The following is a 1,126-nucleotide window of genomic DNA, read 5'->3' as shown; positions in this document are numbered from 1 at the left end:
TCCAAATCCTCCATAAGGAGAGGCGCTTGATTACAATCCGCGATAGTACCGCTTGTCACAATGCCGCTTGCCGGTATCCCGTACTCGTCAACTACCAAATGTAATTTGCTGTTCAGCCCCCTTTTGTACGGCTGATGTCCTGAGTGCCGCCGCGCGCCCCGCACGCGTCCGCGTGTGCCTTGATATACGTCGAATCTATCATAAAGATATCTCCGGCAGGCTCGCCTATTGCGGCGTCCTCCAGCATTTTCCATATTCCCTTTTCCCGCCAGCGGCAAAACCGCTTGTGTATGCTGTTCCAGTTCCCGAATTCTGGCAGCATGTCCCTCCGCGGAGCGCCCGTGCGCGTCTGCCACGCTACCGCGTTGATAAACAAACGGTTGTCTTTCGCTACTCCCCCGCGTTTTCCTGCCTGTCCGGGCAGCAGTTCTTTTATCCGTTCCCACGCCTCGTCGCTTATATCGTGCCGGTGAATGCCTTCATTTTCTTTCATGCCTCTATTTTACCTCTTTTCCCCTATCCAGTCCACACTACCTAGCGTGTTTATCAAGAAAGCTTGCCAAAGGGCGGCGGGCGCTGCCCGTGCGTGCGGAAAGCCTGCATGCACGTGTGGGAGAGCCTACCGTTCCTGCCGAGCGGGTTTTGCGAGCGGGCGGCGCGGGGCTGCGCGCAAAAAAAGAGCGGGGCGTTTGCCCTGTTCATTCGCCGACGTGCAAAACCAAGCCGTCATATGCGGGCAAAACCGGCTTGTCCGGCGACGGGTTCCGCTCGGCACAATACGCCGCGATATCTGCGTGGCTGACGTCGTGGCAGATATGGGTTATCCACGTCTGTGCGCCGCCGATTTTTACGGTGCATTCAAGCGCCTCGTCGAACGAGAAATGCGTTACGTGCGGGCGTATGCGGAGTCCGTCGATAATCACGTGTTCAAGAACGCCGTCGGCAGCCTGCCCAAGCGCCGCGCTCCCCGCAACGGCGCGGCGAATCCGGTCTATGGATTCCGGCGAAATGTAATTGCAGTCGGTCAGGTACGCGAGCGAGCGGCGCGCGCCGTCGGCATTACTCACGGTCAGCACCCACCCCGCGGCGCACAGGTCCCCGTGCTGTATGGGGACATACACCGCTT

The 1,126-nt window shown here is 58.9% G+C and carries 2 protein-coding genes; both read right to left on the bottom strand.

The features are described 5' to 3' along the window. Window positions 1–112: 112 nt before the first annotated feature. Window positions 113–493 carry an IS5 family transposase gene (locus AWU74_RS05880; RefSeq protein WP_062328521.1) on the bottom strand — a complete coding sequence of 127 codons (381 nt, stop codon included), beginning with the start codon at window positions 491–493 and terminating at the stop codon, window positions 113–115. Window positions 494–698: 205 nt separating this feature from the next. Further along, on the bottom strand, window positions 699–1,126 hold a 428-nt coding region (locus AWU74_RS05875), incomplete at its 5' end, for an MBL fold metallo-hydrolase (protein ID WP_238580196.1).

Source organism: Treponema endosymbiont of Eucomonympha sp. (assembly GCF_001028545.1).
Note: the sequence above shows the minus strand (reverse complement) of the source record. Positions and strands in the feature narration are given on the sequence as shown.

Coding starts and splice junctions, on each gene's coding strand:
- AWU74_RS05880 (WP_062328521.1), bottom strand. CDS start 493: ATGAAAGAAAATGAAGGCATTCACCGGCACGATATAAGCGACGAGGCG.